At 66.8% G+C, this 25,379-nt stretch carries 20 protein-coding genes; 11 read left to right on the top strand and 9 right to left on the bottom strand.

Translation table 11 applies throughout. The annotated features are described in order from the left end of the window. Positions 1-47 precede the first annotated feature (47 nt). The 3 genes from SLQ30_RS09100 (at position 48) to SLQ30_RS09090 (ending at position 4,154) form a co-directional block, all read left to right on the top strand. Positions 48-872, top strand: coding sequence for an FAD binding domain-containing protein (locus tag SLQ30_RS09100; protein ID WP_319445926.1), 825 nt, complete (start codon positions 48-50; stop codon positions 870-872). Beyond that, positions 869-3,469: a molybdopterin-dependent oxidoreductase gene (locus SLQ30_RS09095; protein ID WP_319445925.1), complete on the top strand. Its 2,601-nt coding sequence runs from the start codon at positions 869-871 to the stop codon at positions 3,467-3,469. Before SLQ30_RS09100 ends, SLQ30_RS09095 begins: the two co-directional genes overlap by 4 nt. 88 nt (positions 3,470-3,557) lie before the next feature. Continuing rightward, on the top strand, positions 3,558-4,154 hold the full coding sequence (locus tag SLQ30_RS09090; RefSeq protein WP_319445924.1) for a restriction endonuclease: 597 nt from the start codon (positions 3,558-3,560) through the stop codon (positions 4,152-4,154). On the opposite strand, the gene lat is transcribed toward SLQ30_RS09090, so the two are convergent. Next, positions 4,093-5,427, bottom strand: coding sequence for an L-lysine 6-transaminase (gene lat, locus SLQ30_RS09085; protein WP_319445923.1), 1,335 nt, complete (start codon positions 5,425-5,427; stop codon positions 4,093-4,095). The two genes, SLQ30_RS09090 and lat, sit on opposite strands and share 62 nt — an antisense overlap. A gap of 52 nt (positions 5,428-5,479) precedes the next feature. Further along, positions 5,480-5,941, bottom strand: coding sequence for an Lrp/AsnC family transcriptional regulator (locus SLQ30_RS09080; protein ID WP_319445922.1), 462 nt, complete (start codon positions 5,939-5,941; stop codon positions 5,480-5,482). Positions 5,942-6,058: 117 nt separating this feature from the next. Between SLQ30_RS09080 and SLQ30_RS09075 the strand changes: the two genes are divergently transcribed. Beyond that, positions 6,059-7,225: a 2-oxoadipate dioxygenase/decarboxylase family protein gene (locus tag SLQ30_RS09075; RefSeq protein ID WP_413467978.1), complete on the top strand. Its 1,167-nt coding sequence runs from the start codon at positions 6,059-6,061 to the stop codon at positions 7,223-7,225. After that, the gene (locus SLQ30_RS09070) at positions 7,222-8,757 is read left to right on the top strand and encodes an aldehyde dehydrogenase family protein (protein ID WP_413467966.1); all 1,536 of its coding nucleotides are present in this window, start codon (positions 7,222-7,224) and stop codon (positions 8,755-8,757) included. The genes SLQ30_RS09075 and SLQ30_RS09070 overlap by 4 nt, the downstream gene beginning before the upstream one ends. Here SLQ30_RS09070 and SLQ30_RS09065 read toward each other — a convergent pair. Genes SLQ30_RS09065 through SLQ30_RS09035 form a run of 7 tightly spaced genes read right to left on the bottom strand, consistent with a single transcriptional unit; the run spans position 8,659 to position 18,069 of the window. Then, positions 8,659-9,879, bottom strand: coding sequence for a CoA transferase (locus SLQ30_RS09065; protein WP_319445920.1), 1,221 nt, complete (start codon positions 9,877-9,879; stop codon positions 8,659-8,661). The genes SLQ30_RS09070 and SLQ30_RS09065 overlap by 99 nt on opposite strands. Further along, positions 9,872-10,801, bottom strand: a complete 930-nt coding sequence (locus SLQ30_RS09060) for an SDR family NAD(P)-dependent oxidoreductase (RefSeq protein WP_319445919.1) — start codon at positions 10,799-10,801, stop codon at positions 9,872-9,874. Before SLQ30_RS09060 ends, SLQ30_RS09065 begins: the two co-directional genes overlap by 8 nt. Positions 10,802-10,835: 34 nt before the next feature. Further along, entirely contained in the window at positions 10,836-12,686 is a 1,851-nt protein-coding gene (locus SLQ30_RS09055) for an NAD(P)/FAD-dependent oxidoreductase (RefSeq protein ID WP_319445918.1), read from the bottom strand. Then, positions 12,683-14,080, bottom strand: coding sequence for an aromatic ring-hydroxylating dioxygenase subunit alpha (locus SLQ30_RS09050; RefSeq protein ID WP_319445917.1), 1,398 nt, complete (start codon positions 14,078-14,080; stop codon positions 12,683-12,685). Before SLQ30_RS09050 ends, SLQ30_RS09055 begins: the two co-directional genes overlap by 4 nt. Next, entirely contained in the window at positions 14,077-14,937 is an 861-nt protein-coding gene (locus SLQ30_RS09045; RefSeq protein WP_319445916.1) for an SDR family NAD(P)-dependent oxidoreductase, read from the bottom strand. The genes SLQ30_RS09050 and SLQ30_RS09045 overlap by 4 nt, the downstream gene beginning before the upstream one ends. Then, positions 14,938-16,362, bottom strand: a complete 1,425-nt coding sequence (locus SLQ30_RS09040; protein WP_319445915.1) for an aldehyde dehydrogenase family protein — start codon at positions 16,360-16,362, stop codon at positions 14,938-14,940. Between the two features lie 3 nt (positions 16,363-16,365). Further along, a complete protein-coding gene (locus SLQ30_RS09035) occupies positions 16,366-18,069 on the bottom strand; it encodes a thiamine pyrophosphate-binding protein (RefSeq protein ID WP_319445914.1) in 1,704 nt (567 codons plus the stop codon). 227 nt (positions 18,070-18,296) lie between these two features. On the opposite strand from SLQ30_RS09035, the gene SLQ30_RS09030 reads away from it, so the two are divergent. Genes SLQ30_RS09030 through SLQ30_RS09005 form a run of 6 tightly spaced genes read left to right on the top strand, consistent with a single transcriptional unit; the run spans position 18,297 to position 25,350 of the window. Beyond that, positions 18,297-19,913, top strand: a complete 1,617-nt coding sequence (locus tag SLQ30_RS09030; protein WP_319445913.1) for an SMP-30/gluconolactonase/LRE family protein — start codon at positions 18,297-18,299, stop codon at positions 19,911-19,913. Beyond that, positions 19,910-20,656, top strand: a complete 747-nt coding sequence (locus SLQ30_RS09025; protein WP_319445912.1) for a GntR family transcriptional regulator — start codon at positions 19,910-19,912, stop codon at positions 20,654-20,656. Before SLQ30_RS09030 ends, SLQ30_RS09025 begins: the two co-directional genes overlap by 4 nt. A gap of 46 nt (positions 20,657-20,702) precedes the next feature. Next, positions 20,703-22,286, top strand: coding sequence for an AMP-binding protein (locus tag SLQ30_RS09020; protein WP_319446088.1), 1,584 nt, complete (start codon positions 20,703-20,705; stop codon positions 22,284-22,286). Position 22,287: 1 nt separating this feature from the next. After that, a complete protein-coding gene (locus SLQ30_RS09015) occupies positions 22,288-23,061 on the top strand; it encodes an SDR family oxidoreductase (RefSeq protein ID WP_319445911.1) in 774 nt (257 codons plus the stop codon). Then, entirely contained in the window at positions 23,058-24,530 is a 1,473-nt protein-coding gene (locus SLQ30_RS09010; protein ID WP_319446087.1) for a long-chain fatty acid--CoA ligase, read from the top strand. The genes SLQ30_RS09015 and SLQ30_RS09010 overlap by 4 nt, the downstream gene beginning before the upstream one ends. A gap of 10 nt (positions 24,531-24,540) precedes the next feature. Continuing rightward, positions 24,541-25,350: an SDR family oxidoreductase gene (locus SLQ30_RS09005; protein ID WP_319445910.1), complete on the top strand. Its 810-nt coding sequence runs from the start codon at positions 24,541-24,543 to the stop codon at positions 25,348-25,350. Positions 25,351-25,379 lie beyond the last annotated feature (29 nt).

Genomic DNA, 25,379 nt, shown 5'->3' with positions numbered 1-25,379 from the left:
GGTTGACCGGGCATGCGCGCAGCGCCGCGCTTGACTACCGTCGATCGGTGGACCTCAACACGGTGCAAGCGGTCGTCACGCCTCGCAGCCGCGCCGAACTGTGGCCGTTGGCGCCAACCGATGCGGTACTGGCCGGCGGTACGTGGTTGTTCTCCGAGCCGCAACCTCACCTGCGTCGCCTTGTCGACCTGTCCGCTCTGGACTGGCCACCGATCACACTGAGCGACACCGGCATTGAGCTCGCCGCAACGTGCACGCTCGCCACGGTCTCGGAACTGTCGACGCAGCTGCCCTCGAGCCGCCCCGACTGGCTGGCCGCTCCTCTGTTTCATCAGTGCTGCACCGCGTTGCTCGCGTCGTTCAAGATCTTGAGCACCGCGACGGTCGGTGGCAACCTCTGCCTCTCGTTCCCCGCAGGCGCGATGATCTCGCTCACCTCCGCCCTCGACGGCGAAGTTCATGTGTGGCGGGCCAACGGGGCCGACTACCGACTTCCGGTTCGCGATTTCGTCACCGGGACGGCCGCCAACGTGCTGGCCCCCGGCGAGGTGCTCCGGTCCGTGCACCTGCCTGCGACTGCGCTGCGGGGCACCACGGCCTACCGGAAGCTGGCCCCGTCGCCGCTGGGCCGCTCGGGAATCGTCGTGATCGGACGGCGCGATCCCGACGGGCGGATGGCATTGTCCGTGACTGCGGCCACCGTGCGGCCGTATGTCTTCACGTTCCCGTCGCCTGATGTCGGCTTGGTGCGACGAGCCCACGCCGGCATTCCCGACGAGGCCTGGACCGACGACGCGCACGGCGACCCCGACTGGCGGCGGGCCATGAGCCTGCTGCTGGCCGAAGAGATCTGCGCGGAGCTGGCACCATGACGATCAACGTCAATGGGACAGTGCTGCAGGATGATCCGTGGCCCGGCCAGTGCCTGCGTACCTACCTCCGCGAACATGGGCACTTCGAGGTCAAGTTCGGCTGCGACGCGGGTGACTGCGGCGCGTGCACGGTGTTGGTGGACGGGTCACCCGTGCATTCCTGCGTGTTCCCCGCATTTCGCGCGGCGGGGCACGAGGTCACGACGGTCGCAGGACTCGGAACCCCCGAAGAGCCACATCCGATGCAGCGGCAATTCGTCGAGGCCGCAGGATTCCAGTGCGGTTTCTGCACGGCGGGCATGATCACCACGGCGTCCGCGCTGACTGCCGATCAGTTGCACGACCTGCCCGAGCCGCTCAAGGGCAACCTCTGCCGATGTACCGGATACCGCGCGATCACCGATGCCCTCGCAGGCACCATGAACACGAAGAAGGTCGGCGGCGCAGGCGATTCCGTCGGTGCACCGGCAGGCCTGCGCGTCGCCACCGGCACCGAGCAGTACACGATGGACCACACCCCCGCGGGACTGCTTCACATGGCGATCCTGCACAGCCCGGTCCCGCACGCACGCATTGCGTCCATCGACACGACGGCGGCCGAGCAGCTTCCCGGCGTGCGGCTGGTGCTGACGCATCGCGACAGTCCGGCCGTCGCCTTCTCCACGGCACGCCACGACAGCAGACTCGACGATCCCGACGATTCGTTCGTGCTCGACGACACGGTGCGCTTCGTCGGTCAGCGCGTCGCCGCCGTGGTGGCCGACAGCGCTGCGCTCGCCGACAATGCCTGCCGACTGATCCACGTCGAGTACGACGAGCTCCCAGCCGTATTCGATCCCGAGGCGGCGCGCTCGGCCGGCGCCCCGCTGGTGCACGGCGACAAGGGGCCCGACGCGCGCATCGCCGACGTCGCGCGCAACCTCGTCGCGGAACTGCACGGCGGGGTCGGCGACGTCGCGGCCGGACTGGTCGCGGCGCGCGAGTCCGGCGGAGCCGTCGTCCGCGGACGCTGGACCACGCAACGCGTCCAGCATGCGCACCTCGAGACCCACGGCAGTACGGGCTGGCGAGACGAACTGGGGCGCTTGGTGATTCGCACCAGTTCACAGGTGCCCTTCCTGGTTCGCGACGAGCTGTGCCACGTGTTCGGCCTCGACCGCACCGAGGTGCACGTCTTCACCCGGCGGGTCGGCGGCGGTTTCGGCGGCAAGCAGGAAATGCTCACCGAGGACCTCGTGGCGCTCGCGGTGCTACGCCTGGGGCAGCCGGTGCGCTACGAGTTCAGCCGGTCCGACGAGTTCACCACCGCGCCATGCCGTCACCCGGTCCGTGTCGACGCCACGGTCGCAGCGGGCGCCGACGGGGTGCTGACGGCGTTGGCGGTCGACGTGTTGATGGATGCGGGCGCCTACGGCAACCACAGCCCAGGCGTCATGTTCCACGGATGCGGAGAATCGGTCTTGGTCTACCGGTGCGCGAACAAGCGGGTCGACGCACAATCGGTGTACACCAACAACATTCCGTCGGGGGCGTTCCGCGGGTATGGGCTCGGACAGGTGATATTCGCCGTCGAGTCGGCGCTGGACGAGCTGGCGCAGCGGCTCGGCATCGACCCGTTCGAGCTCAGACGCCGCAACGTCGTCGTGCCAGGAGACGTGTTCACCGACGCGCACGTGGCCGACGACGATCTGACGTTCGGCAGCTACGGACTCGATCAGTGCCTCGACCTCGCGCAGGAGGCTTTGGCGTCCGGCGAGGGCGTCGCACCGCCGGATGGATCGCAGTGGCACGTCGGCGAGGGTATGGCGATCTCGATGATCGCCACCATCCCGCCTCGCGGCCACTTCGCCGACGCATCCGTCTCGTGGGACGCGGACGGCGACTACACGCTCTCGGTCGGCACTGCAGAGTTCGGCAACGGCACGTCGACGGTCCACGCCCAGATCGTGGCGTCCGAGCTCGGTGTCGGTGCCGACCGGGTACACATTCGGCAATCCGACACCGACGCAACGGATTACGACACGGGCGCATTCGGCTCGGCGGGCATCGTCGTGGCGGGGCTGGCCGTACAGTCCGCGTGCCGGGACCTTCGGACCAAGATGTCGGCGGGCGGTGGCGCGCCTCTGGTCGGCCATGGTCGCCACGACGGCACCCCGCGCTCGGTGGCGTTCAACGTCCAGGCGTTCCGCGTCGGGGTGAACGTCGAGACGGGCGAGGTGCGCATCCTGAAGTCGGTGCAGGCCGCGGATGCGGGCGTGGTGATGAATCCCGAGCAGTGTCGCGGCCAGGTCGAGGGCGGCGTCGCCCAGGCGATCGGCACCGCGCTGTACGAGGAGCTGCTCGTCGGCCCCGACGGCGCCGTCACCACCAAAGACCTTCGCAACTATCACATTCCACAGTTGGCCGACGTCCCCGTCACCGAGGTCTACTTCGCCGACACCCACGACGCCCTCGGACCATTCGGCGCGAAGTCGATGAGCGAGTCGCCATACAACCCGGTGGCCCCCGCCCTGGCCAATGCGATCGCCCGCGCCTGTGGTGCCCGCCTTCACCAGCTGCCGATGACGCCGGCGAGGGTGTGGCGGGCGCTGCAGTAGCCCCCTGCCCTCCCCGCGAGCGTGTGGCGGGCTTGGTGAACCGTGGCGACGGCGACCACTGTCGGAGCGGCGCCTTAGCATTCAACATGTGTGGAAGGCGTACGTCGTCCTGGCCGTCGCGGCGGGCCTCGGGGCGCACCTGCTTGGCCTCAGCCCGCCGTGGAGCATCGCCGTCGCCGTGCTCGCGCCTGCGCTACCCGCATTCCTGCTCGGCGTATTGAGGGGAACGCGTACGCCGGCCCTCCGCGAGCATCCCGCCGAAAAGCACGCCGCTATGTCTGGGATCGAATTCGAGGACCATGTCGCGCACATCGCCCGTGGCTGCGGGCCCGTCATCATGACACCCGTGACGGGCGACTTCGGCGTCGACCTCATCGTGGGACGCAGGCCGAATCGCCTTGCCATTCAATGCAAACGGCAGGCCCGACCCGTCGGCGCGGGCGCCGTGCAGGAGGTGGTCGCCGGTGCCCCGATGCACGACTGCGCGCACACCATGGTCGTCACCAACCACGACTTCACCCCCGCCGCACGCAGACTCGCCGAACAGCACGGCTGCGTGCTCGTCGGCGGCGAGGACTTGACGCGGCTCGGTTCGGCGATTCGACGGCTGGTGACTCCCGCCGTCAGCGCAGCGCCGCCCGCACCTCGTCAACGGCGGCGTCGAGGTCCGCCAACGTCACCGTGAGGGCGGGCCGGAAGCGCACGCTGTCCGCTCCGCTGGCCAGCATGATCACGCGGCGTTCCCACAGCGTGCTGACCAATCGGTCGCGCTGCTCGGCCGTCGGCATGCTGAACGCGCACATGAGCCCACGGCCGCGCGGGTCGAGCACCAGGGTCGGGAACTCCGCGGCCAACTCCTCCAGCCGACCGAGTAGGTAGCGTCCGGCCTCGGCGGCATGCTCCAGCAGTCCGTCGTGCTCGATGACTTCGAGGATGCGACGTGAGCGGACCATGTCGGTGAGGTTGCCGCCCCACGTGGAGTTGATGCGGGAACTGACGGCGAAGACGTTGTCAGCCACCTCGTCGACCCGTCCGCCGGCCATCACGCCGCACACCTGGGTCTTCTTGCCGAATGCGACCACGTCGGGCATGACACCCAATTGCTGGTAGGCCCAAGGGGTTCCGGTCATGCCGCAACCGGTCTGCACCTCGTCGAAGATCAGCAGCGCGTCGAACTCGTCGCACAGCTTCCGCATCGCAGCGAAGAACTCACCCCGGATGTGCCGGTCGCCGCCTTCACCCTGAATGGGCTCCGCGATGAAGCAAGCGACGTCGTGTGGGCTGGCTTCGAAGGCGGCACGGGCCTGCCGGAGCGACTCGGCCTCGAGCGCGTCCATGTCGGCCCCGGCGCGGAGGTAGGGCGCATCGATGCGCGGCCAGTCGAACTTGGGGAACCGCGCCACCTTGTTGGGGTCGGTGTTGGTCAACGACAGCGTGTAGCCACTGCGTCCGTGGAACGCGCCGCGCAGGTGCAGCACCTTGGTGCCGAGCGCCGGATCGAGCCCGCGCGCCTCGTTGAGCCTGCTCTTCCAGTCGAACGCCACCTTGAGCGCGTTCTCGACCGCGAGCGCGCCACCGTCGACGAAGAACAGGTGCGGTAGCGCGGGATCACCGAGCACCCGCCTGAACGTGCCGACAAAGCGGGCCATCGGCACGCTGTACACGTCGGAATTGCTCGGCTTGTTGACGGCCGCCGCGGCGAGCTCGGCGCGGAACTCGGGATCGGCCGCGAGGGCCCGATGGTTCATGCCCAGCGCCGACGAGGCGAAGAACGTGAACATGTCGAGGTACTGCGCGCCGGTGCGGGCGTCGACGAGGTAGGAACCGGACGAGCGCTCGACGTCGAGCACGAAGTCGAGCCCGTCGGCCAGGATGCTGCGACGCAGCACCTCGTGCACGTCATCGGGGGCGACGTCTGCGCCGGCGGTCAGTTCGCGAGTTGGCAGGACAGCAGTCATGCCACCATCTTAGCGTATTTTTTACGGCCTTATCGGCATCTAGCAGGATTATCTACGGTATGAACTCGCGTCCATCGTAAAAAGTCTGTAAGATAATGGTGCTTCGGGTGCGGACGTTCGCCGTCGTGCGGATCTGCTGCAGCAGCTCCTCCAAGGCACGCCCGGACCTGACGCGGACCAGGAGCACGTAGCTCTCCTCGCCGGCCACCGAGTGGCACGACTCGATGGCCTCGATGTGTTCGAGTCGGGCGGGAGCATCATCGGGTTGAGACGGATCGAGAGGGGTGATGGCGACGAACGCCGACAGCATGTTTCCCAACGCCTCGGGATTGATCCTCGCCCGGTATCCCGTCACCACTCCCCGTGACTCAAGCCGACGCACCCGCGATTGCACGGCCGACACCGACAGCCCCGCGCTCTCCGCCAGGTGGGTCAGCGTGGCGCGGCCGTCGGCGACCAGCTCGCGCACCAGTACCCGATCGATGTCGTCGAGTTCTTCGCCGGCCTGCGTCATGGCCGGACACTATCGCTTCGGCGGGCAAGAGCGAAGCAACCGGGGGATCGACTCGGAGCGCCGCCGGTGAGCCAGCACGTCCAAAACTCCGAATTGCGCGCGAAATTCGCGGCCGAGATGTCGCGAATGTACGGCGCCGAAGTACCCGCCTACACCACGCTCGTCGACGTCAGCACCGACGTGAACCGCGATTGTGCGCAAGACGACCGGCTCGGCTCGCTCGACCGCGTCACCGCCGAACGCCACGGCGCCATCAGGGTGGGCAGCGTCGCTGAACTGTCCGACGTGGCCGACCTCTTCTCGGCGTTCGGCATGTATCCGGTGGGCTACTACGACCTGCGCGAGGCCGCGTCCGCGGTGCCGGTGGTATCCACGGCGTTCCGTCCGATCGACGCAGTCGAGTTGGAGCGCAACCCGTTCCGGGTGTTCACCTCGGTGTTGGCGACGGCCGACGCCCGGTTCTTCGATGGCGACCTTCGCCCACGCGTCGAACGCTTCATCGGCGCACGCCAGCTGTTCGACCCCGAGTTGATCGCCCACGCACGCGTGATTGCGAGCGACGGCGGCTGCGCTGCCACCGCGGTAGACGACTTCGTGGCGCGGGCGGTCTCGGCGTTCGCCCTGTCGCGCGAACCGATCGACACTGGGTGGTACACCGAACTGTCGCAGGTATCCGCGGTCGCCGCGGACATCGCGGGCGTGCGCACCACTCACATCAACCACCTGACACCGCGGGTGCTCGACATCGACGAGTTGTACCGGCGAATGGTCGCCAAGGGCATCACCATGATCGGCACCATCCAGGGACCGCCACGCTGGGCCGGTCCCGACGTGCTATTGCGCCAGACGTCATTTCGGGCGCTGTCGGAGCCGCGCCTTTTCCGCGACGCCGAGGGCACCGTCACCGAGGGCAGTCTCCGGGTCCGGTTCGGCGAGGTCGAGGCGCGCGGCGTCGCGCTGACGCGCAAGGGCCGGGAGCGCTACGACGCCGCGATCACACAGCCCGACCTGGCCGCGTCCTGGGGACGCTACTTCCCCGCCACCGACGCCGAGCTTGCGGCCGACGGCCTGGCCTACTACCGCGGCGGCGATCCCGCCAAACCCGTGGTCTACGAAGACTTCTTACCTATTTCGGCGGCGGGCATCTTCCGATCCAACCTCGATGGCGACGCCCCGACGGTCGATGCCCGCGACGAGTCCGGCTACAGCCTCGACTGGATGTCCGGCGCCATCGGCCATCACATCCACGACCCTTACGACCTCTACGAGAAAGCGGCATCATGACCACCATGCAAACGAGCGCTCTGCCGACCGCCGACGAACTACGCGACCGGGTGCGCGCCGCCCTGCAGGCCATCGGTGCCCCCAGCGACCTCGGTGAGCCCGGCGCGGCAGGCATGCCTGCGAGCACCCCGATCACCGGCGACGTGTTGTTCACCGTCGCCGAGACCACGGCAGCGCAGACCGACGAGGCGATCGCCGCCGCGGCAGAGGCTTACCAGACGTGGCGGCTGACACCTGCTCCCGTGCGCGGCGCGTTGGTGGCCAGGCTCGGTGAACTGCTGATCGAGCACAAGGCGGATCTCGCCACGCTGGTCACCGTCGAGGCCGGCAAGATCACCTCCGAGGCGCTCGGTGAGGTGCAGGAGATGATCGACATCTGCCAGTTCGCCGTCGGCCTGTCCCGACAGCTGTATGGCAAGACCATCGCCTCCGAGCGGCCGGGCCACCGGCTGATGGAGACCTGGCACCCGCTGGGCGTGGTCGGCGTCATCACCGCCTTCAACTTTCCCGTCGCGGTGTGGGCGTGGAACACCGCCGTCGCACTGGTCTGCGGCGACACCGTGGTGTGGAAGCCGTCCGAACTCACCCCGCTGACCGCCATCGCGTGCCAGGCGCTCATCGAACGTGCCGCCATTGATGTAGGGGTTGTGGGTTCCGTATGCCGGTTGGTCCAGGGCGCGCGCGAGATCGGCGAACTGCTGGTCGACGACCCGCGGGTCGCGCTGGTGTCGGCGACGGGTTCTGTACGCATGGGCCGCGAGGTTGGCCCGCGGGTGGCCCAGCGGTTCGGCAAGTCGCTGCTCGAACTCGGCGGCAACAACGCTGCGATCGTGACGCCTGCGGCCGACCTCGAGCTCGCGGTGCGCGGCATCGTGTTCTCCGCCGCGGGCACGGCTGGTCAGCGCTGCACGTCGCTGCGCCGGGTGATCGCGCACCGTTCGGTGGCCGACACCCTGGTCGAGCGCATCGTGTCGGCCTACCGCAGCCTGCCCGTCGGCGACCCCGCAGCCGATGGCACGCTGATCGGGCCGCTGATCCACGAGCGTTCCTACCGCGACATGGTCGGCGCGCTTGAGCAGGCCAAGGCCGACGGCGGCGACGTCATCGGCGGTGAGCATGTCGACCTCGGCGAAGGCTCGTACTACGTGCGACCCGCAGTGGTCCGGATGCCCGCACAGACCGCAGTGGTGCACAACGAGACGTTCGCACCCATCCTCTACGTGCTGAGCTATGACGAGCTCGATGAGGCCATCGAGTTGAACAATGCGGTGCCGCAGGGCCTTTCGTCGGCCATCTTCACGACCGACATGCGCGAGGCAGAACGCTTCATGGCAGGGTCGGACTGCGGAATCGCCAACGTCAACATCGGCACGTCGGGTGCGGAGATCGGCGGGGCGTTCGGTGGCGAGAAGGAAACCGGCGGCGGCCGCGAGTCAGGGTCCGACTCCTGGAAGGCCTACATGCGACGCGCGACCAACACCGTCAACTACTCGTCCGAGCTGCCGCTCGCTCAGGGCGTCCAGTTCGGCTAGCACGCCCTCGGTATCCTCGCCCAACTCGGGCGCATAACCCGCCACCCTGCCCGGCGTGCGCGAAAACCACGTCGGGACACCGGGAAAGCGCACTTTGCCGTGCGGGGTGTCGATCGTCTCGAACAGCCCAACGGCGTTGAGATGCGGGTCGTTGAACAAGTCGCCAGGGGTCTGGATCGCTGCTGCCGGAATCTCGAGCTCGCGAAACAACGCCAGCCATTCGCCGGTGGTGCGCTCCAGCAGCGTCTCCGCGACGAGGCCGTAGACGACGTCGATCTGTTTGGCGCGTCGCTCCAACGTCGCGTAAAGCTCGCTGTTCCACGCGGGTTGGACGGCGTCGATGAACGCATTCCAATGCTTGTCGTTGTAGATCAGCGCCGCGATGTGGCCGTCCTTCGTCGGATACGGCCTCCGGTTGGGCGCCACGGTCCTCGGGTAGACCGCGGGTCCAAGCGGCGGATCGAACATCGCGCCGTTCGCGTGTTCGACGAGCATGAACGAGGCCATCGTCTCGAACATGCTGACCTCGACCTCCTGCCCCTCACCGGTGCGCTCGCGGTGGAACAGCGCCATCATGGTGGCGTAGAGCGCGGTCAGCCCAGCGACCTTGTCCGCCATGATCGTTCCGACGTAGCTGGCCTCGCCGGTGAGCTGTTCCTGGACCGCGGGCAACCCACACTGAGCCTGAATCGTGTCGTCGTATGCAGGCTGGTCGGCCTCGGGTCCGCGCCTGCCGTAGCCGTAGCAGTTGGTGTAGACGATCTCAGGGCGCAGGGCAACGACGTCGTCGTACCCGAAGCCGAGCTTGACGATCGCCTTCGACCGCATCGAGTGGATGAACACGTCGGCTTCGCCGATCATGGCGCGCAACGCGTCCTTGCCCACCTCCGTGCGCAAATCCAATACGACGCTGCGCTTTCCGCGATTGACGTTGACGAAGACTCCGCTCATCCCCGGCGCCGGGCCGACCGAGATGTATCGCGTGTTGTCGCCTGCCGGTGGTTCGACCTTGATCACGTCGGCGCCCATGTCGGCCATGATCTGCGTGCAGTAGGGGCCCATCACCATCGCCGTCAGGTCGACGACGCGCACCCCGTGCAGCGGGCCCTTCGCCTCACTCATGCTCGGCTCCCTGAGCCGCCATCGTAAAGCTGTACCGGATGTGGTCGTTGTGCCCGTCTGGGACGGGCGGGAAGACCAGCGCCGCCGTGTCGTCGCGGATGGCGTCGAGGTGCTCGCCGACCTCCTCGATGGTCCAAGAGGGCTGGTACACGCCAGGGGTTTCCGCGATGAAGGCCCTGGCCAGTCGGCCAGCTATGGCGATGAGCATTTCCCCTGTGATGGAGCATGATTCGTGTGCCAGCCAGCCCACGGCCGGCGCGACGAGTTCGGGACCCATCGGCGGGTAGGCGGAGGTGTCGATGCCTTCAGCCATCCGTGTCACGGCCGCGGGCACGATGACGTTGCTCTTCACCCCGTGCGCCGCGCCCTCGATGGCTGCGACGTTGGACAGCCCGATCACGCCCGCCTTGGCGACGGCGTAGTTGACCACGTCGTGATTGCCGTACAGCCCGCCGATCGACGAGGTCAACACAATGCGGCCGTAGCCGGCATCGCACATCACCGGAAAGGCCGGGCGCACCACATGAAATGCCCCCCGAAGGTGCACGTCGACGACGGCTTCGAAGTCGTCGAAGTCGATGTCTCGCAGCGCGGCCGGGCGGACATTGCCTGCGTTGTGCACCAACACGTCGATCCGGCCGTAGTGGTTCAGCGCAGTGCCGACGATCGACGCTCCGCCGGCGGCCGTCGCCACGGAGTCGGTCGAGGCGACGGCCTCGCCTCCGGCGGAGGTGATTTCGCGCACCACGTCCTGCGCGGGGCCCGAGGAAGCGCCGTCGCCGGTGAGGCTGCCGCCGACGTCGTTGACCACGACCTTCGCCCCGCGCTCGGCCAGCAGCAGTGCATAGGCGCGACCCAGCCCGCGGCCTCCGCCGGTGACGACGGCGACGCGGTTGTCGAATCGAAGCTCGTTGCGACTCAAGCGAATGCTTCCTCGCCGGCAAGTGGGTCATACGTCACGTGCCCAACTCCAGACCTTCGAGCTCGCCCTTGGCACGCCACTGGGCCAACAGGTCGTCGAACTCGTAGAAGCCCGGCGAGTAGAAGTCGCCGAGGAACGCGCCGTTGGCTTCTCCACCGCCACGCCCCTCGTTGTTGTAATAGCCAGGGGTGCAGGAGAGTTCGAAGGCCGAGTTGTCGATCGAGAGTTCCCGGACGGTCTTGACCCAGGTGTCCTGACCCTCCTGACTCGGTTCAACGGTCGTCGCGCCCCGGCTGATGGCTTCGGAGATGATGTAGGCGATGTGCTTGGCTTGCTGCTCGAACATCGCCGTGGTGTTGGCCGACACACCGCCCTGGATGAAGCCGGTGAAGAACTGGTTGGGGAAGCCGCGACTGGTGATCCCGTGAAGCGTTTGGTAGCTGTCCTTCCAGTAGTCGAACAGCGACAGCCCGTCGCGACCTTCGACGACATCCATCGCATAACGCCGACTGATCTCCGTCGAGATCTCGAAACCGCTTGCGAAGATCACGCAATCGACCTCGTACTCAACGCCGTTGGCGACGATGCCCCGCTCCGTCAGCCGCTCCACACCCTTGGACTCCGCGACATCGACCAGCGTGACGTTGGGTCGGTTGAAGGTCGCCAGGTACTCCTCGCTCGAACACGGTCGCTTGCACATGAACCGGTAGTACGGCCTGAGCGCCTCGGCGGTATCGGGGTCGGCGACGACGCCACCGATCCGGCGCCGCAGCCGCTCCATGATCTTGTAGTCTTCCTCTTCCCGGATCGCCATGATCTGCTCGATGCCAAGCGATGCGGGGTCCTCGCTGGCCGCGATGCGCGCGGTCATGTTGCGCCCCAGTTCCGTCCAGAAGTCGCAGACCAGGTCTGGCGCCCCGAACACCACGCCCACGAACGGTGACCAATTGTGGAAGTTGCGCTTGCGTTCCTCCTGCCAGCCCGGCTGCAGCGACTTCACCCACTCCGGATCGGTGGGGGTGTTGTCGCGCTCATCTACCGATGAGGGCGTGCGTTGGAACACGTAGACCTGCTTGGCATCTCGACCAAGGTGCGGTACCAGCTGAACGCCGGTCGCGCCGGTTCCGACGAGCGCGACGCGCTTGTCGCGCAGCTTGTCCAATCCGCCGCTGGCGTCGCCTCCGGTGTAGTCGTAGTCCCAGCGCGCGGAGTGGAACACATGTCCCGTGAAGTCCTTGATCCCCGGGATGCCGGGCAGCTTCGGGCGGTTGTAGGAGCCTTGCGCCATCACGACGAAGCGCGCGCGGATGTCGTCACCGCGGTTGGTGGTCAGCTGCCATCGGTCGATCGAGGAGTCCCAGCGCACGGTGCGGACCTGCGTCGAGAAGAGCGCCCCGTCGTACAGCCCGAAATGCTTGGCGATGCGCCTGCAGTGTTCGTAGATCTCCGCCCCGTCGGCGAACTTCTTGGACGGCACGAAGTCGAGTTCCTCGAGCAGCGGGACGTAGCAGTACGCGTCGTTGTCGCACTGAATTCCGGGAAAGCGATTCCAGTACCAGACCCCGCCGACGTCACCGCCCATCTCGATGATCCGAACGTCGTCCACGCCAGCCTTCTTCAGGTAGGAGCCGGCCAGCAGCCCAGCAATACCACCACCGAGCACCACCACCTCGACGTCCTCGGAGATCGGCTCGCGAGGTGTCACCGGGGTATGCGGGTCGACCTCCGCGAACTCCGCGAACTCACCCTTCAGTTCCTGGTACTGCGTCGCCCCCTCGGGGCGCAGCCGCTTCTCCCGCTCCACGCGGTACTTCTCGCGCAGCGCATCGATGTCGACGTCGTCGGGGGTGTCCGTTGGCCCGCACGAATTTTCGACGGTGGTCATTGATCTCCTTCGGCGAGTTCCCTCGGGGCGCCAGTACCCATGTACTTGGACAGTTGGTAATGCAGGTTGACCGTGCTGCGCTCGCGGTACGGATTGGGTTTGGTGCCAGGGAATCCGAGCGACTTCATGCCCTGTTGGACGGCGGCCATGTTGGAGAAGTCCTGCGGTAGCACGGACAGCCAATTCGGGTCGCCGACCGGGGTGTACACCCATTCGGTCTGCGGCTCTTGATCTTTCGGGTAGAGCTCGAAGACTGCGACCTCGAAGATGCACTTGTCCGGGTTGTAGCTCGGATCGGGGCGAGCGCTGTAGCAGAGTGCGCTCGTCAAGCCTTGGCCCACTTGAAAGTTCGGGAAGATCTGCCATGCGGTGCCACTCTGGCCCAGGATGTCGGCAGGGATGGTCGGCCAGACCACGCCACGGGCCTCGTCCTCGCGGCGGGCCGAGGCCAGCCAGTGTTGAAGCACCTCGTCGGCCGGAGTGCCCTCCGGAAGCTCGTCGACCAGCCGCTTGGCCGCGTTCACCAACGTGTTCGTGGTGGTCGCGTTGGTCTCCTCCATCGTGTAGATCTGCATCTCCGCGGTAGAGATGCGGGGGTCGCCGGTGCCGAGCCGGATTTTCGACTTGGTCTCGTCCATGCCCTTCGGCGCGTCGTACCCGATGTTGGAGTGCCTGCCCTGCGCCTTGGCCCAACCCTTGAATTCGCCGAACTTGTTGAATTCGGGATGCGTGGTGAACACGTGGTAGGTCTCGTTGAACGCCTCCATTGCGACTTTCCAGTTGCAGTCGAAGTTCAACCACTTGCGCCATTTGTAGCGCATGTTCTCTAGCCCGAAGGGGTCGAGGATCTTGGCGGCGGGAAAGAGGTAGTCCGCCAACGGTTCACAGTCGGGATCCATGTTGATCCACAACCAGCCGCCCCAGGTGTCGACGGTAACGCGACGCAGGTGGGTGTTGTCCGCCGTCAGCGCACCCTTCCAATCGTCCTGCTCGCGGATGTGCGTACATGCGCCGTCGAGTCCGTACGTCCATCCGTGGAAACCGCACACGAAGGACTTGCGCGCCTTCCCGCCGCCATTCTTCGCGCCTGGAGGCGTGTCGACCAGCTTGCGTCCACGGTGCATGCAGACGTTGTGGTGCGCCGCAAACTCGTTCGGTCCGGTGCGCACCACGATGATGGAGTCGTCGAGGATGTCGTAGGTCAGATAGCTGCCGACGTCGGGGATGTCCTCGACGCGGCCGGCCTGCTGCCACACCTTGCGCCACAACCGATCTCGCTCGTTGCGCGCGTACTCCTCGGAGATGTAGGCCTCGACGCCGATGGTCACCGGCTCGGTGAGTTCCTCGGCGCCGGCCGTGTCCGGCCGGTTGACCCCTTTGTCCAAGTCAGTCACGACATCCTCCTAATTGCTTCGCGGAAGGATTCGTCCTTCAGGAACAGCGAGGTGTTGTCGGCTCCGAGGTGCGTCCACTTGAGGTTCAAACCGCCGTCGACCAGCAGGGTCTGACCGGTGACGTAGCTCGACAGGTCCGAGAGCAGGAACAGGATGGCCCCGGCCTGTTCCTGCGGGGTGCCGCGGCGTCCCATGGCGATCGCCTGCCGATCCCGTTCTGGGTCGGCATCGGTGTAGGTGCGCGAGGCCGCGGTCTCGGTGACACCGGGCGCCACGGCGTTGATGCGGACTCCGAAGTTGGCGAGCTCGACGGCCATGGTCCGCGTCATCGCCACCACCGCGGCCTTCGCGGTGCCGTAGGCGATGTGGAACGGAGCGGTGTTCATGCCGCTGATCGACGAAACGGACACGATCGATCCGGGAGATTTCCTGGCGACGAGTTCGGCCGCCACGGCCTGACTCGTGAAGAACGCGGTCTCGAGATTGGCGGTGAACAGTGCGCGCCAGTCATCGCGGCTCACCCTGGTGGACGGCATCCACGTCGCGGGGTCCGCGCCGCCGGCCACGTTGACCAGTCCGTACAGCGTTGCGCCGCTGGCACGCTCGGTCACCCGGACCTGATCCATCACCGTTGCGATGCCGTCGTCGGTGGCCGCATCGGCCGCAACGGGGATCACGGAAAGGCCTTGGTCGGCAAGCGGAGCGACGTGCTCGTCGAGGTTGTCCTTCGACCTACTGACCGCGACGACGGTGGCGCCCGCCCGTGCGGCCATCGCCGTCACCGTCGTGCCTATGCCACCACCACCGGCGCCCGACACCACGACGACGCGACCGCTGAGGTCGAGCAGGTCACCCATCTACTGGACCCCGTACCCCAGAATCGATTTGGTCTCCAGGTACTCACCGAAGCCGATGTCGCCCCACTCGCGCCCGTTACCGCTTCGCTTGTAGCCGCCGAATGCCGAGTTGAAGTCGAAGGCGCTGTTGATGGCCACCCACCCCGCCCGGATTCGACTCGCGACACCGCGCGCCGTAGCGAGGTCCTCGCCCGACACGTAGCCGGCCAGTCCGTACTCGGTGTCATTGGCGATCGCGACGGCGTCGTCGAGATCGTCGTAGCCGATCACCACGAGCACCGGACCGAAGATCTCCTCGCGAGCGATGGTCATATCGTTGGTGACGTCGGCGAACACCGTCGGCTTGACGTAGTAGCCGGTCTCCAGCCCGTCGGGCCTGCCGGTGCCGCCCGCTACCAGGGTGGCGCCTTCGTCGATGCCCTTCTGGATCAGGGCCTGGATCTTCTCGTACTGGGTGCCCGACACCACGGGGCCGACAGTGGCGCCGCTGTTTGGGTCACCGACCTTCACCGAAGCCGCTGCGGCGGCTGCGATCTCCTTCGCCTCGGCCACCCGGGCGGCGGGCACGAGCATGCGCGAAGGGGCGCTGCAGGTCTGGCCCGAGTTGCCCATCATCGTGACGACGCCGGACGAGACGCTGTTGGCGAACACGGCGTCATCGAGCACGATGTTCGGGCTCTTTCCGCCGAGTTCCTGGGCCACCCGCTTGACGGTCGGCGCAGCGTTGCGTGCCACCTCGATACCCGCCCTGGTGGACCCGGTGAACGACACCATGTCGATGTCCGGGTGGCTGGCCAGCGCCACGCCCACCCCGGGACCGTCACCCTGAATCAGGTTGAACACACCCGCGGGAACCCCTGCCGTGTGCAGGATCTCGGCGAATACCTGGGCCGAGAACGGAGCCACCTCAGATGGTTTGAGCACCGACGTGCAGCCCGTCGCCAACGCCGGGAAAACCTTGACCGCGATCTGGTTCAGCGGCCAGTTCCACGGCGTGATGAGCCCGCACACGCCGATCGGCTCCTTGACGATGGTCGTGTCACCGCGCTCCTCGGTGAAGGTGAAGTTCTTGAGCGATTCGATGGCCGTGGTCAAGTGGCCGAGACCGAGCCCGACCTGTGGGCCGGACGCCAGCCCTGCGGGTGCGCCCATCTCCTCGGTCACTGCCTCCGCGAGATCGCCTGCGCGCTTCTGGTATTCGGAGAGGATCGCGCCCAGTACGTCGAGCCGTTCCTCCCGCGTCGTCGTCGACCAACCAGCGAAGGCCCGCCTGGCGGCCTTCACCGCCTTGTCGACGTCGGCGGCCGACCCAATCGAGATGTGGCCTGCCACTTGCTCAGTGGCGGGGTTCTCGATGTCGGCAACTCTCGGCTCGACGGGATCGACCCACTGCCCGTCGATGTAGAACTTCAGGTATTCGCGCATGATCTATTGCGTCCCTTCGGCGTACCAGGTACGGAACTCGTCGTAGCTCGGCATCTCCTCCGAGTTGACCTTCGGATCGATCGGGACGTGGATGACGGTGACCTTGCCACTCGCGTAGCCCCGCTCGATCGCAGGCCCGAGGTCCTCCGCCTTGTCCACGTACTCGCCGCGACAGCCGAAGCCCTCGGCCACCTTGTCGAACCGCACGTCCTTACTCCAGTGCACGCCTGTCTCCAGCGAGCCCTGACCGAACGTGCGCTTGTAGACGCCCACCTCGAGCCCCCACTGATTGTCGACGCCGACCACGCAGACCAGTGGAAGATTCAGTCGCGCAGCGGTTTCCAACTCGGCAATCGCGAACATGAACGACGAGTCGCTGGTGAGCAGCATCACCGGGCGCTTGCCTCCGTCGGCCACCGACGCCCCGACCGCATAAGGCAGGCCGGTCCCGATGTGGCCGAAGTTCTGGTTCCACACCACGTCGTGGGGTTTGGCCTGCGAGTAGGTCCACTGGAAGATGACGGTGGCTCCGCCGTCGCGGACCATGATGCCGTCCTCGGGAAACGCCTTGGTCGCCTCGACGACGAAGCGCGCGGTGTGCAGGGGGGTTCCGCCCGGCGCGCTCTCGGCGAGTTCGGTGATCCTGGCCGCGTCGTCGGCGATCCAGCCGGCCAACTCGGCGGTGGGTTGGCGCGGCGAGCCCTTCAGCGCGTCGACGAGCTGCGGCACGATCGCGCGCAGGTCGCCGACCAGTGGAACGTCGATTCGGCGGTTGACGCCGATGGCGGTGGGATCGAGTTCGATGCTGATCCACTTGCGGTTGGCCTCGTTGTCCAGCCAGTGCCGACCCCTGCCGTAGTGCACGGGTTCACCGAGTTCGGTGCCGATCGCGATGACGAGATCGGACTTCACCACCGCGTCGACGGCGGACGGCGAGAATCCATACGGGAACGTGCGGTCCTCGAGCCCCTTGATGAACGACGTGCCGCCAGAGGTCTGAATCACCGGGCAGTTCATCAACTTCGCCAGCGCCTCAACGGATTCGCCCGCGCGCGTGGTGTGCACGGCATGGCCGATGAGCAGGATCGGCTGTTCGGCCTTGCGAACGAGTTCGACTGCCTTCTCGATCATCTGGGCGCTCGCGCCCTGATTCACCAGCCGGTAGGCCTCAGGTGCCAATGGCTCGGGCACGTCCAGTTCTTCGAGGATGACGTGCGACGGGTATTCGATGTAGGCCGGGCCGGGAGTTCCGGATTGGGCCACCCGCAGTGCGTGGCGCACGATCTCGTCGGTCTGGTCGGCGTATTCGATGCTCGCGGAGTACTTCACCGATGGTGCGAGCAGCGGTGCCTGTGACACGAACTGGATGCGCCCCCGTCGCACGCGCTGCTCGGTGATGCGTGCGCGCTGACCACCGAGGAAGATCACCGGCGAGTTCTCGACCTTGGCGCACATGATCGCGCCCGCGAGGTTGGCCAGCCCGGGGCCGAGCGTGCCGATCGCGAGGCCGGGCTTGCCGGTCATGCGCGACACGGCTTCGGCCATGAAGCCGGCCGACTCCTCGTGGTGCGGTGCGACGACCGTCCAGCCGCGTTCCTCGGCGGCGTGGAACATGTGGACGAAGTTCGGGTCGGGAATGCCGAACAGTGTGTTGATGCCCTCAGCCTCGAACAGCTGCAGGATTCGCTCGTAAACCTTGACGGCCACTGTCGAAGTTCTCCACTTTCTCTCTCGGCGCGACATCTGTGTCAACCTCGCGACGACGGCGGGCGCCGCGTCGCACCCCACGTCAATCCGGCAATTGTCCGGACAAGACAGTAATGTGCACCATTTGGAGAGCATGATTCTCCACAGGCAATACGCACGTCAAGGGGGCCTCGAATATTCGCACGAAGTTATTGTCTGGACCAACATCAGTTGCTATCGTCCGTGCGATGACTACCGGCAGCCTCAACGTGGAGCACCAGAGCCGCTACGCCGCAGCTGGTCGAGCAATCGCAGCTGAAGGCTGGCGGGTGGAGCGGCTCACCGCGCTCAGCCGACTGTTCGGCGCCAACGGGTTGCGCACCGGCCCCGACGGCCGCGTCTACATCGCGCAGGTGACGGGCAGCCAGATCAGCGCGCTCGACGTGAACACCGGCGAACTGGAGACCATCAGCGCAAAGGGTGGCGACATCATCGCGCCCGACGACGTCGCCTTCGACTCGCGCGGCAACCTCGTCGCCACGGAGGTGATGGACGGTCGGGTGAGTCTGCGCGACACCTCGGGCCGCACCCGCGTGCTGCGCGACGACGTCCCTTCGGCCAACGGCATCACGTTCTTCTCCGACAGGCTGTTCATCGGCGAGTGCCGCGAAGGCGGCCGACTGATGGAGTTCGACCTGGGCGGCGGCCCGCCGCGGATCCTGCTGGAGAACGTGCCATCACCCAACGCCATGGAGGTCGGGCCCGACGGCCTGCTCTACTTCCCCGTGATGGGCGCCAACGAGATCTGGCGCATTCACCCGGACGGCGGACCGCACGAGGTCGTGGCGACCGGCCTTGGGGTGCCCGACTCGGTCAAGTTCGACGCCGACGGGCTCATCGTCTCGACGCAGGTGGCCAGTGGACAGGTGCTGAGCATCGACCCCCGCACCGGTGAGCAGCGTGTGATGGCCCAGCTGTCGCCAGGACTGGACAACTGCACGTTCGCCGACGGGCGGTTGTTCGTCTCCAACTTCACCGGCGAGGTCACCGAGATCGTCGGCACCGGAAAGACCCGCACGGTGCTGCCGGGCGCTCTGAACTGGCCGCTGGACCTGGCAGTTGGTCACGACGGCCGCGTGTATGTCGCCGACGGCACCTTCTTCTACGCAGTGGAGCCGGACGGCGGGCTGCAGACGGTCGGCATGCTGTTCTCGCCCGGATACCCCGGCTTCCTTCGTGGGCTGACGCCCTCCGGGCCAGGCGAGTTCGTGGTCACCACCTCCGGTGGGCAAGTCGGACTATACCGACCCGGAAGCGATGAAACCGACTATCTGGCAGACGGTTTCGACCAACTCTACGGAGTAGCGCTGGCGCCCAGTGGCATCGTGGCGGTCGAGCAGGGCACCGGGCGACTGATATCGGTCGACGCGAGCGGGAGCGTGGACGTACTCGCATCCGGGCTCGACACCCCGGTCGGCGTCACCGTGACATCCGCGGGCGACCTACTGGTCACGGAATCCGGTGCAGGCCGAGTGGTCCGGGTGACGCCTGCTGGCACCGAGCCACTCGTCGACGGATTGAGTTGCCCCCAAGGCATACTCGCCGTTGGCGACGAACTCTTCATCGTCGATGCGGGCGCCAAGGCCGTCATCGCGTTCGATGCGACCACCGGAACCCGCACAGCCATCGCGTCCGGACTACCCATCGGACCGCCGCCCGGCGTGGTGCCCAAGCCACTGCAGGGCATGCCGCCGTTCTCCGGGCCGCAGGGCCCGTTCGCCGGCATCGCGGTGGGACCCGACGGAACGCTGTACGTCTCGGCCGACGGCGACGGTAGCGTCCTCGCGCTGAGCCGATCGTCATGAGTACCGAGGTCGGCGCCGGCGCCGAGCACCGCTACCTGCAGGTCGCGCGCACGCTGCGCAAGGAGATCGTCGACGGCGTGTTCCCGGTCGGCTCGCAACTACCCACCGAGCACGACCTCTGTGAGCGCTTCAGCGTCAGCAGATATACGGTCCGCGAAGCGCTGCGTCGGCTACGCGACGACAACCTCATCTCGTCGCGAGCACGCGCAGGCACCATGGTGGTCGCTCGGACAGCGTCGAATTCCTATGCGCAGGAAGTGATGTCTATCAACGATCTGCTCGCCTTCGCGGCAGGGGCGCAGTTCGCCATCGACTACAACGCCATGGTGACCGTCGACGACGAGCTTGCCACCCGGACCGGATTGCCGGTGGGTTCGGAGTGGCTCGTCGTCCGGGGCAACCGGCGCTCCGACGTCGCACCCGAACCGATCTGCCACACCGAGTACTACATCAACCGTGCGTTCGCCGCGGTCGGACGACTGCTGCAGCGGCACAACGGACCGATCTTCCCGTTGATCGAGGACCTGTTCGGCGTCAGTGTCGTCGAGGTGCACCAGGAGATCTCGGCGGTACTCGCCACGCCGCGACTGTCCGAGGAGCTCCTGGTCGCGGTCGGCAGTGCCGCGCTTGAAATGCGTCGCACCTATACGACGTCGGACGGTGAGGTTGCGCAGGTCACCATCAACACCCATCCTTCGTCACGGTTTCGCTACTCGATGACCATGCGGCGAGTGAAGGGTTAGGCCGATCACGGTGGAAGCCATTCGCAGAACCGTTGGTGGACGGTCGATCCGATGGGACGAGGGCCGTGCGGCCGAGGCATACGCGAGCGGCTGGTGGATCCAGGGCACGCTCGCCGATGCGCTGCGTGACGCCGCCCGCGATACGCCGGAACGCATCGTCATCGTCGATGGCGACGTCCGCCTCGACTGCCGCGGTTTGTCCGACCGCGCGGAAGCGCTGGCCATCGCCATGGCCGACCGGATGCCTGCGGGCAGCGTGGTTTCCTTCATGCTGCCCAACTGGCACGAAGCCGCGGTGGTGTACCTCGCGGCCACGCTGGCAGGCATGGTGGTCAATCCAATCCTGCCGTCCCTGCGCGACCACGAACTGCGGTTCATCCTCGACGACGTCGCCTGCCGAATGATCTTCGTGCCCGCCGAGTTTCGCGGACACGACTACGCGGCGATGCTGAGCCGGGTCACCGAGGCCCTCGACACGTCACCCGAAGTCGTCGTGGTCCGCGGGGGCGCGGGAACTCACACGGCCTACGCCGACCTGTTCGGCGAGCACGCCCTTCAGGCCGCCGCGGAACTCGACCCAGACGCCGTCCGCATGATCCTGTACACGTCGGGCACCACGGGCAAGCCCAAGGGCGTACTGCACACGCACAATTCGATTCACGCGCTGATCCGACAACTCTCCGAGCACTGGCGAATCGAACTCGACGACACCTTCCTGGTGCCCTCGCCGATCGCCCACATCGGCGGCTCGATATACGCGTTCGAGCTACCCCTGCTGCTCGGCACGACCGCCGTGCTGATGGAGACGTGGAACGCCGACGAGGCCGTCGCACTGATGCTCGCGCACCGCTGCACCCACATGGCCGGAGCCACCCCGTTCTTGCAGCAGTTGCTGGCCGCCGCCGAAGGCGCAGAAAGCCGACTTCCCGATTTGAAGGTCTTCATCTGCGGGGGCGCATCGGTTCCACCCGCGCTGATCCGCAGGGCCACCGCATACTTCGACAAGGCCGCGGTCACCCGTGTTTACGGGTCCACGGAGGTGCCCGTAACGACGGTCGGCGCACTCGACGACCCCGACCTGTCAGCCGATACCGACGGTCGGCCCGGCATCGCCGACGTCTGGCTGGTGGGGCACGATCCCGGCGGGGCGGGCGACGGCACCGGCGAGATCCGGGCGCGGGGCCACCAGATGCTCGTCGGTTACCTGCACCCCGAGGACGAGGCCGAATCCTTCGACGACGAAGGCTATTTCCGCACCGGCGACATCGGCTCATGGGATCACGGCGCGCTCGTCGTCACGGGCCGAGTCAAGGACCTCATCATCCGCAACGGGGAGAACATCTCGCCCAAGGAGGTGGAGGACATCCTCATCGACCATCCCGTCATCGCCGAAGTGGCCGTGGTCGGGCTGCCCGACGCCAGGACCGGTGAGCAGGCGTGCGCGGTGATCGTGTGCTCCGACGGCCAGGGCCCCGACGTCGCGGCACTGCGCGAGTTCCTCGAGGGGTACGGGGTGGCGAAGTTCAAAGTTCCCGAGCGCGTGGTTGTTTGGGATGCGCTACCCAAGAACGATGCCGGGAAGGTACTGAAGCATCAGATCCGAGCGGCGCTGACGGAAACGAGTGTCTGACATGCAGGTAGCGATCGTCACGGGAGCCAGTAGCGGAATCGGCTTCGGCACGGCCGTCAAACTCGCCGAGGACGGCATGGCCGTCCTCGGTACCGGTCGCGACGAGACTCGGTTGGCGGAATTGGCCGCCCGGATCGGCGATCCTGACCGCGTCGCCACGCTTTCGGTGGACCTGACGGCCGACGACGGACCCGCGCGCGTCGTCGAGACCGCAGTGGAACGCTGGGGCAAGGTCGACTTCCTCGTCAACAACGCGGGCGTCGGCAGCCCAAAGCCGTTGCACGAGACAGATGACGAATCACTGGACTACTTCCTCGGATTGATGCTGAGGGCTCCGTTCCGGTTGGCGCGCGACGTGATTCCACACATGCAGTCGGGTTCGGCGATCATCAACGTGACGTCCACCTTCGCCGTCGTCGGCGGTCTGCGCGGTGGCGCCTACTCGGCGGCCAAGGGCGGACTGACCGCGTTGACCACCCACATCGCCTGCCAGTACGGTCCGCTGGGAATCCGTTGCAACGCAGTCGCGCCCGGCGTGACGGTCACGCCGATGGTCGAGCAGCGCTTGACCGACGAGCGGTTCCGCAAGATCAACACCGAGATGACGCCGTATCCGCGGCTCGGTCGCGTCGAAGACCTTGCGAGCACCATCGCGTTCCTGTGCTCGCCGGGTGGCAGCTTCATCAACGGCCAGACGATCGTCGTCGACGGCGGATGGAGTTCCACCAAGTACCTCTCGGACTTCGCGCTGTCCTCGGAATGGGTAGCCCGTTGAACCTGTTCGCCATCCTGGAGCAGACTGCCGCGCGCCACGGCGATCGCGGTGCGGTCTACCTCGGGCAGCGACAGTTGCACACCTGGAGTGAACTGCGGGACAGGGTGTTACGGCTGGCGACGGCAATTCGCAACCGTAGCGACCCCGGCGCACGGATCGCCATTGCCACCGAGAACCGGCCGGAAATCGTCGAGTTGATGTTCGCGTGCTGGGCCGCCGAACGCGTGTTCGTGCCCATCAACTACAAGCTCCACGCTCGCGAGATGAATCAGATCCTCGAGGACTCCGGCGCCTCGCTGGTGTTCGCGTCGCCGAAACTGGCCACCGGCCTCACCGATGTCCCCGTCGTAACACTGGACTCCAGCGACTACCAAAAGTATTTGGCAGCAACGTCGTTGGAGCCGCCGCGACACACCGACCCCGCCGCGCTGGCGTGGCTGTTCTACACCAGCGGCACCACGGGGCGGTCGAAGGGCGCGATGCTGTCGCACCGCAACCTGATGGCGATGACCGTCGCACACCTGGCCGACTTCGACGATCCCGACGAGCATTGCGCGCTGATCCACGGCGCCCCCATGTCACATGGCTCCGGGCTGTACGTCGCACCCTACGTCTTGCGCGGAGCCCGTCAGGTGGTTCCGGAATCCGCGGCGTTCGAACCAGGTGAGTTCCTCGACCTCTGTGACCACCATCCAGGCAGCAGCGCGTTCCTCGCACCGACGATGGTGCAGCGTTTGGTCGAAACCGGCCGACCTTGCCCTTCGAACCTGCGCACCATCGTCTACGGTGGCGGCCCGATGTACGTCGACAGCATCAAGAAGGCGCTCGCGGCGTTCGGCCCGGTGTTCGTCCAGTTGTACGGGCAGGGTGAGGCACCGATGACCATCACCGGGCTTCGTCGTGCCGACCACGTGGACGCCGACGACGCCGTCCTGGGGTCGGTGGGATACGCGCGATCCGGGGTCGACGTCGCGGTGCAACGGGCCGACGGTCACCCTGCTCCCGTCGGCGAGATCGGCGAAATCGTCTGTCGCGGTGACGTTGTGATGGCGGGATACTGGAACAACTCCGACGCCACCGCGGTGACGTTGCACGACGGGTGGCTTCATACCGGCGACATGGGTTCGTTCGACGACCACGGATTCCTCACGTTGCGCGACCGGTCCAAGGACGTGGTCATCAGCGGCGGAAGCAACATCTACCCGCGCGAGGTCGAGGAGGTGCTGCTGGAGCATCCCGGCGTCGTCGAGGCGTGTGTGGTGGGTGCGCCGGACCCCGACTGGGGCGAGGTCGTCATCGCCTTCATCGTGGGGACCGCGCCCGAGGCGGAGCTCGACGCCCACCTGCTCGAGCGGATCGCCCGTTTCAAGCGGCCCAAGCGTTACGTCTACGTCGACGAGCTGCCGAAGAGCAGCTACGGCAAGGTGCTCAAGCGCGAACTGCGGGAGCGCTTGGAGGCCATGCGGTAAACAAGAAGCCATGGAGATCGCGGGCAGCGTAGCCGTCGTCACGGGAGCGGGATCGGGCATCGGACGCGCGTTGGCGCTGGCACTGGCCGGCGCGGGCGCTTCGGTCGTGGTCGGTGACCTCGACGGCGCGGCCGCGGGGCGGACCGCGGCGGGGATCCGAGCCGGTGGCGCCAAGGCCGCGGGCGTCGGGGCCGACGCGAGCTCGACGGATGGCATCGCCCAGCTCATCGAAGTGGCCCACGACGAATTCGGTCCCGTCGACGTCTACGTGGCCAACGCAGGCATCATGGGGCCGCCTGGACTCGGCGACGACGAAGCCGACTGGGACCGCATCATCGACGTGAACCTGCGCGCCCACATCCGGGCAGCCAAAGCGTTGGTGCCAGAATGGATTTCCCGCGGCGGCGGACACTTCGTCGCCGTCGCGTCAGCGGCGGGCTTGCTGACCCAACTCGGCGCCGCCGGCTACTCGGTCACCAAGCATGCGGCCGTCGGATTCGCGGAGTGGCTCTCGATCACGTACGGCGACAAGGGCGTCGGAGTGTCATGCGTCTGCCCGATGGGTGTCGACACGCCCCTGTTGAAGGGCATCGTCGACTCCGCCGACCCCGAGGCACGGATGGCAGCCGCGGCCGTGACGAACGCCGGCGAGGTGATCAGTCCCGAGCGGGTGGCCGAGCTCGTCGTCGAGGCTGTCCGCGCGAATACGTTCCTGGTGCTGCCCCATCCCGTCGTGCTGGACATGTATCGGCAGAAGGGCACCGACTACGAGCGCTGGCTCGCAGGCATGCGCCGCTTTCAGAAGGCGCTAGAGGGATAATCCCGCCGCGTGGGAGGACCAGCTAGGAC

The organism is Mycobacterium sp. RTGN4 (assembly GCF_033804635.1).
In the GTDB taxonomy this organism is placed as follows: Bacteria; Actinomycetota; Actinomycetes; order Mycobacteriales; family Mycobacteriaceae; genus Mycobacterium.
This window is presented reverse-complemented; position numbering and strand designations above follow the sequence as displayed.